Genomic DNA, 10592 nt, shown 5'->3' on the forward strand with positions numbered 1-10592 from the left:
CGGGGTAGCGGCCCTCGTTCATGCCGCTACCCCGACCACGGGGTAGCGGCCCTCGTTCGTCTGCGTTCCCGTTCTCCCAGCGGTCGCCACACTTTACGGACACCACTTCGCGAAACACGACCTTGCAAGAACAGTGGGCGTATCTAGACGCGGGCCGCTGGCATCTGGTGCTGGCCGTGGCTTCACCCTTCCCTCGGGCAGCATCCCTGCAAGCTCTGGCTACGACCGCTGTCGCTGCCGGAAGTGCCCGCGTATTCCGAGACCGCCTGGCCGAGCCGGGGCGGCTCAACAAGTCGGCACACCGCGCGCTCACGGACCTGAAAGCTTTGGTCGCAAGTGCGGTGAATGCGGGTGCTCCTGATTCCGGACTCACGCCCGACGTCCTTACGTGGCGGCTCCTGGCTCACCTGTCCATCCTGGACCTTCGCTTGGAGGGCGTCCGTCCCGAAGACCGGACGGCGGCCGTGGAACGCCTCCAGCCGATGGCAGCCCAGGGATCAGCAGCCGATGGCTCCGCGCTGTTCTCACGACTGAGGGAGTGTGCGAGTGACTACGCTCCGACCGGTGCGACCGTGACCCGTGACTCCTTGCTCCAGGCCCTCTCGGGCTGGCCGTTGACTCAACCCACGACTTCACCCGCCCCAACGGACACACCACGCCCCCGCCGCAAACGGACCGCTAGTCAGCGTATTCCCCGTTCTCTGTGGCCGCGTCCGATTCGTTTGCGGCCAGGTGCCCGCCAACCTCGACTGCACGGCGACACTCTGCTGGTCGTGGACGGCCACGCCCTGCACGCCTTCGACGCCAAGTCGGGCAAGGCGTTGTGGGGTGTCAACGGACAGCAGGCCGTCCGGGTGAGTGGACATCTCAGATCCTTGTGCGCGGACAGTTGATCTCCCTGTCCGGTATGACTATTCGTCCCTCGGATGGGGGCGTGTGAGCGTTGGTGCCCCGTTGCGCTGGCGGTGCGATGGGGGATATAGCGTCGCGATGATGAGACCGCTGACTGACACCACCACCGACCAGGCGCCGGCTGATCCGGCCGCCACCGACGACATGCTGGCCACTCAGCCCATCGGATACTGGAGTGGCCTCGCCCACGCGGCCGTCACCCGGCATCTGCGTGACGCTATGGCCAGGATCGACGTCACGCAGCCGCAGTACTGGGTGCTCAACAGGGTGAACGGCGGGCCCGCGGCGCCGAGCCGCGAGGAGGTCGTCATCCAGCTGACGTCCCTCGCGGACGGGCCGCACGAGATCGCTCGTGTCATCGACCAGCTGTTCCACCGCGGCTGGCTCCGAATCGACGCCGGGCAGCGCCTGCAGCTCACCGACACCGGGGAGGCTGCCCGGGTGCGGCTGCGCGAGCTGGTGACCGAGCTGCGCACCGTGGTCCACGAGGGCATCAGCGACGAAGAGTACGTAGCCGCGCTCAAGGTGCTGCGCAGGATGGTCGCCAACGTCGAGGGCAACGGGGGCTCGTAGATTCTGCCTCTTTGGTCAGCCGACGAACCCGTCAAGGAGACACGTTCTGGCCCGGCTGGTTCAGCGGGACGACGCCCTGGCCGGTGGTTGCCTGAGTCAGCCGCAGGCTGGAGCCTTCGGTGAGGACGATGTGTGCGTGGTGCAGGAGCCGGTCGACGGCGGCGGTGGCCAGCGTCTTGGGCATGATCGAATCGAAGCCTGACGGGTGCAGGTTCGAGGTGACGATCACCGACCGGCGTTCGTAGCACGTGTTGTACCTGCTCAATATCTCCAATCCCGACCGTCTGTCCGCTGATTCCGGATGGATCTTCGCGGACCTACTCGCTCCGGCACTGGTGGATACCGGCGCGAGCGTGACCGTAGCCGCCCCGGCCGCAGTCGGAGACGAACGTTGTGGCTTCTACCTGACCGGGGTGCCGGAAACGAAGTACCGGGCACGGTTCTCGTCCGACCTCGACGAGCTGGTGGAACTGATCCGTGACGAGCGGCCGGACGTGGTGGTGGCCAACCAGATCGAGGAGGCTCCCGCCCTCCGTGTCGCGTTGATGGAGGCCGGATCGGACGCGCTGCTGGCTGGCTACTGCCACTACCTCCCCTTCTCGTTCAGTGCTGGCGGCCAACTCCTGATGGACCCCTCCCTGAACGACGCCGGGCTGGGCAGGTCCGTGCTACTGGCATTCGCCGCCGGGTTGGCCGCGTGTGACCGGGTGATGGTCCACTCCGGTACGGCCGCGTCCTGGCTGTCTGCCGCTGCCGCTCGGATGACGGTGGATCTCGACGCCAAGCTGCGGGTCGTGCCCGCTCCCCGCGACGAACGCCTCGTTCGGGACCCGGCCAATGCCAAGCCCGAGTACAGCGCGGGTGCGATCGGCGTCTACAACCACCGGCTGTACGCGCACTACGGCACCGAGCAGTTCGTGGATCTCGCCCGGCACCTCGCCGCTTCCGGCACGGTCCGGTTGCGAGTCATGGATCTCTTCGGACCGCGCCGCGCGGAGCGGAAGAGCCTGGCCGACAGTCCAGAGCGAATGCGCGAGCAGCTCGCCGCCCTGCCGCACGTGCAGATCGTGTCTGACCGGGGTGACCGCGTTCGCTACAGGAACCTGCTGGCCGGCGCCCGCTTCGGCATCGCCCCGTTCCGCCCCGGCTGCCCCTGGTCCATGAGCGTGATCGACTGCCAGGGCATGGGCCTGCCGGTCATCGCACCTCGGCTGGGCTGGCTCGCCGAGCACATCGACCCCGAGCTGCGCTTCACCACACCGGCTGAGGCCGCCGAACTGGCCGAACGCCTGGCCACCCACGACGAGTTCCACTCCGTGCACGCCAAGCGTGCTTATGCCTCCACCGCCGACTTCACGCCCACTCGGGTCGCCGCGCGCTACTTGGAGGCCCTGTCGTGACGCTTTTCGACGCAGTTCTCCTCTCGTACGACGAGCCCATGGCCGACTCCTTGCACTCGCGGCTGCAACGGACCCTCGGGGGCTCGGTCAAGCGCCTGCACGGCGTGCACGGAATGCGCAGGGCCTACCGGCTGTGCGCCGAGGTCGTGGACCGCGAGCAGTTCCGCCCGGCTCGTTTGTGGCTTCCGCCGGAAATGACTGCCAACAACGCTGTCCACCGGGCCGTGCTTCCCGGCGCGACAGCCGGGCCGCCGGCCTGCCCCCGCTCCGGAGAGGACGCACCACACAGGTTCATGAGCCCTCATCAAGAAACCGATGAGGGCTCATGAACGATCGAGGCTAACGGTCAACTACGGGTGCTGACACCAGCACCGGGCTGGGTGCCGGGCTACTGGTTCGCCGGCATGGTGCCGCCACCGGTGCTCGGCGTACCCGGCGTGCTCGGCGTACCCGGTGTACTCGGCGTACCCGGTGTACTCGGCGTACCCGGTGTACTCGGCGTACCCGGTGTACTCGGCGTGCTCGGCGTACCCGGTGTACTCGGCGTGCTCGGCGTGCTCGGCGTACCCGGCGTGCTCGGCGTACCCGGCGTGCTCGGCGTACCCGGCGTGCTCGGCGTACCCGGTGTACTCGGCGTACCCGGTGTACTCGGCGTACCCGGTGTACTCGGCGTACCCGGTGTACTCGGCGTACCCGGTGTACTCGGCGTACTCGGCGTACCCGGCGTACTCGGCGTACCCGGCGTGCTCGGCGTACCCGGTGTACCCGGTGTACCCGGCGTGCCACCGGTGGTCGTAGTGTTGCCACCGCCGGTCGTGTTACCGGTCCCCGCAATGACGGAGCCACCGATGGTGGAACCAATAATTTGGTTCAGGTTGTTGGTTGTCTGATTGATGACTTGGTTTATCACCGTCTGCGACAGGCCAAGGCTTCGCCCCGTGGCCTGTGCCGCCGCTATGCCCTGCGCCTTCGCCTCTTGCGGAGAGGCGCCTCTGCTTCTCGCCGCTTGTGCCGCGTTCGTTCCAGCAGTTGCGGCAGCGGCTGCACCTGTTCCGCTTCCTGCCGATGCCGCTCCTCCCCCGGTGCAGGCCACAGGGCCTATGGAGAAGTTGCCCATGCCCGCAACGGCGGTCGGTCCGATGCGACCGTCAGCGGAAGGGCGCACCATCATCCCCACAGGCGAGACGCTGAACGTCCCATTGGGATCGAAGTTCTGTCCCGTCAGGGTATTTCCGGCCACCTGGCAGGTCTGGTTCGGGACAGCGGATGCCGGCGCGACGGCGGTCACAGCCAACCCTCCGACAAGCGCAACTGTCGCGGCGGCACTCAGGGCGATGTTTCCTCTCACGGTTTTCTCCCTTTCGGCACTGTGCTTGCTATTCCAGTCACGTGCCATCGTGAGCGGCGGGCCATAATCACGGCGTGACTCCGGCGTGACGCTGACGTAGTGGCGGGACTGGCAGCAGCAACTCCGGGGTGAATCCCTCCTCTGACAGCTTGCGCGCTCTCTTCGAGAATGTCGCGTCGAAAGCTTTACCGGATTCAACCAGTCGTGACTTGGGAGTTGCCTCCACCGACCGCTCGCGCGGGTGCGCGATGGAAACAATTGAAGAGCAGCCCAAACATGAGAAATGTACGCGAAGGCATTTCGGGAGCTGGGGCCGATGCCGTACAAGTCGCTACCGGAAGAATTTTGGTTCGAACCGGGGCCGTCGCCAGAGGCCCAGCTGAACGAGATGGGCCAGCAGCAGGCCGAGCCGAACGATACGATGGCTGCCAACGCCCGGTAGTCCTACGTCCTATGTGAATCGTCCCCGTTGAGCCATGACGTGCGTGGGGCCTCTGAAGCACCAGCACACTGATGGGGCATTCCAGTTCACTCCTAGCCTTTAGGCTGATGAACATGAAGCAGACAACCTTGCGGAACATCGGTGTCGCAGCGGTAACCTCCTTCTGCTTGACGGCTGGCATACTGAGCACATCAGCGAGTGATGCCGTTGCCTCGCCGAAAAATTCCCAGGTGGCACCGTCCGTACTCAAGTGCTACACGACCATTGATAATCCAAACGCGACCGTGTGCTATCGAGTTTCGAAGCGGACTGTGAACAGTGGCGGCCACATTGCATTCTTCCCCTTCCTCATTCAGGTGCCCACGCCTTCGAATCCTCCACCTGCGACCGTCGTGAATGTTTTGCCGCCGCCCCCGCCCGATACGCCTCCAGGGGACCTTTCACCCGAATCCACCAGCGGCACCGAGCAGTCACCCCAGCCGCCGGCCGGCTGAGATCGTCTTCACCGGGTACAGCCGGGCTCCTCGCAGACCGCGGGCCCGGCACACGTCCGGAGTCCCGCCCCGACCGGGACTGTCCGGCTCGTGCCAGGAGGGGGCGTGATGGAAGTCGTGGTGCGATCAGTGCCGCAGGGCGGTTCCCACTTCGGGCCTGATGTCGCCCGACAGCCTGCGGTTGCTGCGGGCGGTGGCGTCCTTGGAGGCCTTCGGACCGACGTCGTCGACCGTCACCACCACCGTGTCGAGGAGATTGCCGTTCGGGTCGCGGAAGTTGATCTGCACGGCATACGATTTTCGCGAGTCGGCGCTGTTCGTCACGGTGACCTTCGCGGTGGCGCGGCCGTCGTGGTCGGTGCTCGGTGTCCCCACCTTGACATCGCTCTTGGCGTTCACGCCGTTCTTGAAGCCCTTGAGCTTCTCGCCTGCGGCGGCTGTCGCCGAGGCCACCACCTCGGAACCCCTGGATGCCACCGACGCCGCGGCGGACGCGGCTTCGGACGCCGTGCTGGAGGCTTTGCCGCCGCCGGAACAGCCGGCGGCCGTCGACATCACGGCTGTCGTCAGCAGTACGGCCAACAGACCCCGCGAGGCTTTCCTCGTCATCGTGCCTCCTAGTACCAGCCCACCGCCTCAGTCAAAGGGGCGGCGGTCGGGGCCGCACGCCGTGCGCGCCGGACGGGTGAGGGTGATGGGCCGGAGCGGAGGTCGTACGTGGGCAGCGGCTGCCCCTGGAGTCGCGGCGTCCCGGGCGGCGGCCGAGTCTGGTGGCATGAGCGACCAGGATCCGGGCGGCGTCCCGGACCAGCCGTGGGCCCAGCCGCCGCCACAGCCCCGCCGACGGCGGCAGTGGCCCTGGGTGCTGCTGGTCGTCGTGCTGGTACTGGCCGGTGGTGTTGCCGCGGCCGTCGGGGTGGTCGCCGGTGAGTTGTCGAGGGAGGGGACGAAGCCCCTGCGGATCACGTACGAGGTCACCGGCACCGCCAAGGACGTCACGGTCACCTACCCCACCTGGCAGGACGGCGAGCTGTCGACCGCGCGGGTGACACTGAGGGCCCTGCCGTGGACCGGGGAGCTGAAGACCAAGGGCTTCATGGAGGGCGGCTCCTTCGCCGTCACACTCGGGAAGTCGGGTGGCGAGGTCGCCCGCACCGTGACGGTGGACGACGGGACCGTCCGGACGGCCTCGGCGTCCGGGGCCCATGCCACTGCCATCTGCAGTGGGTTCTGAGCCGGGTGCGGTCGTACGCGCCTGTGCCCCCGGCGTTCCGGGGGCACAGGCCTTGGGGTGCGCGAGCAGTCGATCGTCAGCCGTCAGCGGCCGTAGCGGATCAGGGCGCGGACCATACGGCAGGTCGTGTCGGACGGCGGGTGGATACCGATGCGCTCGGCAGTCGTACGTATCTTGTCGTTGGTCGCGGTCGACGGGTAGTAGACGCCCGTGTCGAGCAGGGCGATCGCCAGGCGCATGGCCTTCAGTCGGCGATTGTGGGAGACGTACCACTCGCGGGGCCGGCCCGCGGGGAGCGGCTTCTTCTGCAGGGGCTTGTGGAGCGGCTTGGTCGTGACTGCGGCAACGGCCATGGGCAACCTCCTGGCAAGGTCGTGAAACCCTCACGAACTACCTCCATTTTACGGCCCACCACTGACAATCGTCGCTGGCCAGACCGGCTTTCGCGGCATCCATCCCATACCGTTGGCCCCATGGAGATCTGGATCAATCCCGCCTGTTCCAAGTGCCGCAGCGCAGTGCAGCTGCTCGATGGGGAGGGTGCCGAGTACACCGTCCGCCGTTATCTGGAGGATGTGCCCTCGCCGGACGAGATCCGGGCCGTGCTGGACCGGCTCGGGCTGGAGCCGTGGGACATCACGCGGACGCAGGAGGCGGACGCGAAGGAGCTCGGACTCAAGGAGTGGCCGCGCGAGGCCGGTTCGAGGGAGCGGTGGATCTCGGCGCTCGCCGGGCATCCGAAGCTGATCCAGCGGCCGATCATCACGGCGGACGACGGAACCGCCGTCGTGGCGCGCACGGACGAGGCGGTACGGGACGCCATGGGGCGCTGAGCGCCCCCCTGCAGCGAGAACTATCTGGTCATCAGGAAGTCCTCGATCCTGCGGTTCAGTTCGGTGGCCATCGGCTCGTGCAGCGACAGGGTGTGGTGCGTCGCGCCGGGAACCGTCGCCGTCTGCGCGTGCGGAAGCAGCCGGGCTGCGGCGACGCGGGCCGGGTCATGGGCCCGGCTGTGTTCGGCGAGAACGGATGAATCCGCCCCTCGTACATAGGGACACGCACGCCGCCGCCCCATGCCCCGCGCGCCCCCTACGCCCCCGTTTGCTTCTCCGCCTCGGCCAGCAGTTCTGTCAGGCGCAGGCCGAACCGGACGTCGCAGGGATGCGGCTCCCCCGTGCGTACCGAGGAGATCAGTGCGTCCACCGCTGCCCGGAAGGAACCGACCGCGTCGCTCCACCGCGGCAGTGTGGCGGTTCCCTGTTCGCCTTTGAGTTCGATCTCCGTGCCCACCGCGCCCACCGGGGCACCGAGTGCGAGCGTCACCGTGCTGGATGCGCCGGAGGTGTGGCGGAGGATCAGGTGGGTGGTGTCGGACGGGCCGCGGGCCGCGGTCAGTTGTGTCACGTCGCCCAGTACCGGGATCAGGACCGACAGGACGTGCGGGCCGATGTCCCACAGGCCGCCCTTCTCGCGGCGCCAGGGCGAGGCGGCGTACTCGCTGGTAGTGCCGGGGGCGAACAGCGCTCCGATCCACTCGGCGCGGGCGGTGAACCAGCCTTCCAGGGCGGCCTGTTCGGTGATCCAGGCGGATGTCTCCGTCGCGAACCGCAGGGTGCAGAAGACGACGGACGCGACCCCGGTCTGCTCGACGGCGCGGGCGACCTCGCGGGCTCCGGCGACGCTGGTCGCCAGCGGCTTGTCCATCAGCAGATGGCGGCCGGTGGCCGCGGCGCGGGCGGCGAGCGGGGCCTGGACGTCCGGCGGCACGGCGAACGCGATGGCGTCGCTGGCCGCGAAGAGCTCGTCGATGCCCTCCTCATCGGTGTACGCCGTGGTGCCGTGGGCGGCGGCCAGCGCGTTCGCGGCCTCGGGGCGTCGGCCCCACACGCCGCTCAGTGCGACACCGGGGTGGGCGGCGAGGGCGGGGGCCTGGGTGTTCCGGGCCCAGGGACCCGTACCGACGAGGCCGACGCGCAGGGGGCTCGGGGGAAGTGTCGTCATGGGGCAAGTCTGCCGGGTTCACCGGGCCGATTCCGTATTGAGTCGGCGCAGAGTGAGCCGACGCAGAAATCCTCTGTAACACGGGGTTCACATTCGAGCAACGGACGGGAAATCGCGGCTTGCGAAGCTGCGCTGCAGAGACCGGACCGCAGCACCGCAGGACCCGCAAAGGATGGCTTCCGTGACGTTCAAGGCTGAGTACATCTGGATCGACGGCACCGAGCCGACCGCCAAGCTCCGTTCGAAGACGAAGATCATGACCGGGAGCCCGTCGCAGGATGTGGCGGAGCTGCCGATCTGGGGCTTCGACGGTTCGAGCACCAACCAGGCCGGGGGCCACGCCTCCGACCGGGTGCTGAAGCCGGTCTTCATGTGTCCGGACCCGATCCGCGGCGGCGACGACGTTCTCGTCCTGTGCGAGGTCTTCCACATCGACATGACGCCGCACGAGTCCAACACCCGTGCCGTGCTGCGTCCCGTGGCCGAGCGGTTCGCCGGCCAGGAGCCGATCTTCGGCATCGAGCAGGAGTACACCTTCTTCGACGGCCACCGCCCGCTCGGCTTCCCCGAGGGCGGCTTCCCGGCCGCGCAGGGCGGCTATTACTGCGGTGTCGGCGCCGACGAGATCTTCGGCCGCGAGATCGTCGAGAAGCACCTCGACAACTGCCTGCAGGCGGGTCTCGGCATCTGCGGCATCAACGCCGAAGTCATGCCCGGCCAGTGGGAGTTCCAGGTCGGCCCGCTGTCCCCGCTGGAGGTCTCCGACCAGCTGTGGGTCGCCCGCTGGCTGCTGTACCGCACCGCCGAGGACTTCAACGTCTCCGCGACCCTCGACCCGAAGCCGGTCAAGGGCGACTGGAACGGCGCGGGTGCGCACACCAACTTCTCCACCAAGGCGATGCGCGAGGGCTACGACGCGATCATCACCGCCTGCGAGTCGCTGGGCGAGGGCTCGAAGCCGATGGACCACGTCAAGAACTACGGCGCGGGCATCGACGACCGTCTGACCGGTCTGCACGAGACCGCCCCGTGGAACGAGTACAGCTACGGCGTCTCCGACCGCGGCGCGTCGGTCCGTATCCCGTGGCAGGTCGAGCATGACCAGAAGGGTTACATCGAGGACCGCCGCCCGAACGCCAACGTCGACCCGTACGTCGTCACGCGGCTGATCGTCGACACCTGCTGCACCGCGCTGGAGAAGGCCGACGAGGTCTGATCCCGTTCCGCCGCAGAGGTGGTGGCGGCGCAGACCGAGAGGTCCTTGTCGACGAGCGAGAGAGGCCTGCTGCGCCGTCGCGTTCTCTGGTTCAATGGGGGCATGGTCGGCATCCAGTACACCTCGACAGGTCGCAGCGACCTCGAACCGTTCTGGCCCTCCCGTCAGCACTACGACTTCGACCGGGTGTGTTGCCGCGCGTTGAACGCGCAGGCCCTCTAAAGCCGCTCACCCGGCCTTCGGTCCGCGCGCACGCAAGCAAGTCCGTCCATCGACGACTCCTTCGCGCGAAAGAGCTGACCCTCATGGCGAACACTCGTACCTTCCCCGCCGCAGCCGCTGCCACCGCGGCGCCTTCGGCGACCGCTGCGGCCACCACCTCCGCCCGCTCCCTCTCCCCCAACCGCCACCGGCTGCGCGCCGTCGACCCCGACGAGGTCGTCCAGCTGGCCGATGTGGCCGAGTTCCTGCCGCCGGACGCCACCTGGCTGCCCGCACCGCAGCACACCGTTCCGGCGCTGCCGGGCCGGCCGCCGTTGATCGGCTACCTGGTGCTCGTGCCGGCCGATCAGCAGCCGGCCGTCACCGCGGCTGTCGCCGCGGCCGCCCAGTACGTGGTGCCGTCGCCAGTGGAGGACCCGGCCGCGGGTCCGGTGCGCATCGACCCCGTACAGCGCATCGCGACGGTGGACGGGAACACACTCGACCTCACCTTCCTGGAGTTCGAGCTGCTCGCCCATCTGGTCGCGCACCCGCACCGGGTGCACACCCGCGACCAGTTGGTGACCACGGTCTGGGGTTACGGACATGTGGGCGACGGACGCACCGTGGACGTCCATGTCGCCCGGCTGCGCCGCAAGCTGGGCGCCGAGCACCGCCGGTCGATCCAGACGGTGCGGCGCGTCGGCTACAAGTACGCCCCCTGACGGCACTGAAGGCGCATGAGAGCGGCCCTGGTCCGGTACGTACCGG

At 68.1% G+C, this 10592-nt stretch carries 11 protein-coding genes and 1 pseudogene; 7 read left to right on the forward strand and 5 right to left on the reverse strand.

Features of this window, described 5'->3' with window-relative positions; all coding sequences use genetic code 11:
* Nucleotides 1-993 precede the first annotated feature (993 nt).
* On the forward strand, nt 994-1485 hold the full coding sequence (locus ABTZ94_RS32825; RefSeq protein ID WP_351206333.1) for a MarR family winged helix-turn-helix transcriptional regulator: 492 nt from the start codon (nt 994-996) through the stop codon (nt 1483-1485).
* A 31-nt stretch (nt 1486-1516) separates the two neighbouring features.
* Here ABTZ94_RS32825 and ABTZ94_RS32830 read toward each other — a convergent pair.
* Nucleotides 1517-1732, reverse strand: a pseudogene (locus ABTZ94_RS32830) (ATP-binding protein); the annotation flags it as partial.
* Between the two features lie 106 nt (nt 1733-1838).
* Between ABTZ94_RS32830 and ABTZ94_RS32835 the strand changes: the two are divergent.
* A complete protein-coding gene (locus ABTZ94_RS32835; RefSeq protein WP_351206334.1) occupies nt 1839-2885 on the forward strand; it encodes a glycosyltransferase family protein in 1047 nt (348 codons plus the stop codon).
* A gap of 356 nt (nt 2886-3241) precedes the next feature.
* Nucleotides 3242-3775 carry a hypothetical protein gene (locus tag ABTZ94_RS32840; protein ID WP_351206336.1) on the forward strand — a complete coding sequence of 178 codons (534 nt, stop codon included), beginning with the start codon at nt 3242-3244 and terminating at the stop codon, nt 3773-3775.
* A gap of 1520 nt (nt 3776-5295) precedes the next feature.
* Here ABTZ94_RS32840 and ABTZ94_RS32845 read toward each other — a convergent pair.
* Nucleotides 5296-5778, reverse strand: a complete 483-nt coding sequence (locus tag ABTZ94_RS32845) for a hypothetical protein (RefSeq protein ID WP_351206338.1) — start codon at nt 5776-5778, stop codon at nt 5296-5298.
* A 166-nt stretch (nt 5779-5944) separates the two neighbouring features.
* Between ABTZ94_RS32845 and ABTZ94_RS32850 the strand changes: the two genes are divergently transcribed.
* Nucleotides 5945-6403, forward strand: a complete 459-nt coding sequence (locus ABTZ94_RS32850) for a hypothetical protein (protein ID WP_351206340.1) — start codon at nt 5945-5947, stop codon at nt 6401-6403.
* 83 nt (nt 6404-6486) lie between these two features.
* On the opposite strand, the gene ABTZ94_RS32855 is transcribed toward ABTZ94_RS32850, so the two are convergent.
* Complete coding sequence (locus tag ABTZ94_RS32855) at nt 6487-6756, reverse strand: hypothetical protein (protein WP_093897585.1); 270 nt, start codon at nt 6754-6756, stop codon at nt 6487-6489.
* Nucleotides 6757-6876: 120 nt separating this feature from the next.
* Here ABTZ94_RS32855 and ABTZ94_RS32860 point away from each other — a divergent pair, with 120 nt between their 5' ends.
* Entirely contained in the window at nt 6877-7236 is a 360-nt protein-coding gene (locus ABTZ94_RS32860) for an arsenate reductase family protein (protein ID WP_351206342.1), read from the forward strand.
* 20 nt (nt 7237-7256) lie between these two features.
* Here the strand turns inward: ABTZ94_RS32860 and ABTZ94_RS32865 are convergent, their stop codons facing one another.
* Both ABTZ94_RS32865 and ABTZ94_RS32870 read right to left on the reverse strand, forming a co-directional pair.
* The gene (locus ABTZ94_RS32865; protein ID WP_351206344.1) at nt 7257-7478 is read right to left on the reverse strand and encodes a hypothetical protein; all 222 of its coding nucleotides are present in this window, start codon (nt 7476-7478) and stop codon (nt 7257-7259) included.
* A 14-nt stretch (nt 7479-7492) separates the two neighbouring features.
* Complete coding sequence (locus tag ABTZ94_RS32870) at nt 7493-8404, reverse strand: Gfo/Idh/MocA family protein (protein ID WP_351206346.1); 912 nt, start codon at nt 8402-8404, stop codon at nt 7493-7495.
* A gap of 181 nt (nt 8405-8585) precedes the next feature.
* Here ABTZ94_RS32870 and glnII point away from each other — a divergent pair, with 181 nt between their 5' ends.
* Nucleotides 8586-9620: a glutamine synthetase gene (gene glnII / locus ABTZ94_RS32875; protein WP_351206348.1), complete on the forward strand. Its 1035-nt coding sequence runs from the start codon at nt 8586-8588 to the stop codon at nt 9618-9620.
* 305 nt (nt 9621-9925) lie between these two features.
* Nucleotides 9926-10546: a winged helix-turn-helix domain-containing protein gene (locus tag ABTZ94_RS32880; protein WP_351206350.1), complete on the forward strand. Its 621-nt coding sequence runs from the start codon at nt 9926-9928 to the stop codon at nt 10544-10546.
* Nucleotides 10547-10592: the final 46 nt, after the last annotated feature.

It is taken from the genome of Streptomyces sp. NPDC002785, from assembly GCF_040295565.1.
Taxonomy (GTDB): domain Bacteria; phylum Actinomycetota; class Actinomycetes; order Streptomycetales; family Streptomycetaceae; genus Streptomyces.

What these genes read in the sequence shown, in the direction of transcription:
- ABTZ94_RS32850 (WP_351206340.1), top strand. Translation starts at nt 5,945, where the DNA reads ATGAGCGACCAGGATCCGGGCGGCGTCCCGGACCAGCCGTGGGCCCAG.
- ABTZ94_RS32880 (WP_351206350.1), top strand. Translation starts at nt 9,926, where the DNA reads ATGGCGAACACTCGTACCTTCCCCGCCGCAGCCGCTGCCACCGCGGCG.
- ABTZ94_RS32870 (WP_351206346.1), bottom strand. Translation starts at nt 8,404, where the DNA reads ATGACGACACTTCCCCCGAGCCCCCTGCGCGTCGGCCTCGTCGGTACG.
- ABTZ94_RS32855 (WP_093897585.1), bottom strand. Translation starts at nt 6,756, where the DNA reads ATGGCCGTTGCCGCAGTCACGACCAAGCCGCTCCACAAGCCCCTGCAG.
- ABTZ94_RS32860 (WP_351206342.1), top strand. Translation starts at nt 6,877, where the DNA reads ATGGAGATCTGGATCAATCCCGCCTGTTCCAAGTGCCGCAGCGCAGTG.
- ABTZ94_RS32825 (WP_351206333.1), top strand. Translation starts at nt 994, where the DNA reads ATGAGACCGCTGACTGACACCACCACCGACCAGGCGCCGGCTGATCCG.
- ABTZ94_RS32845 (WP_351206338.1), bottom strand. Translation starts at nt 5,778, where the DNA reads ATGACGAGGAAAGCCTCGCGGGGTCTGTTGGCCGTACTGCTGACGACA.
- ABTZ94_RS32865 (WP_351206344.1), bottom strand. Translation starts at nt 7,478, where the DNA reads ATGGGGCGGCGGCGTGCGTGTCCCTATGTACGAGGGGCGGATTCATCC.